A 233-nucleotide genomic window follows, 5' to 3' on the forward strand; every position below is an offset into this window, starting at 1 on the left:
GTATAAGAGACAGCCTACGGGTGGCAGCAGTGGGGAATTTTCCGCAATGGGCGAAAGCCTGACGGAGCAACGCCGCGTGAGGGAGGAAGGTCTTTGGATTGTAAACCTCTTTTCTCAAGGAAGATAATGACGGTACTTGAGGAATCAGCATCGGCTAACTCCGTGCCAGCAGCCGCGGTAATACGGGGGATGCAAGCGTTATCCGGAATTATTGGGCGTAAAGCGTCCGTAGG

At 53.6% G+C, this 233-nt stretch carries 1 rRNA gene; it reads left to right on the forward strand.

Going from position 1 to position 233, the window contains the following annotated elements:
- Positions 1–233 (forward strand): 16S ribosomal RNA (locus ACTHSX_RS10895); the annotation flags it as partial.

This window comes from Neisseria sp. P0014.S002 (assembly GCF_051958295.1).
Lineage (GTDB): Bacteria > Pseudomonadota > Gammaproteobacteria > Burkholderiales > Neisseriaceae > Neisseria > Neisseria flavescens_B.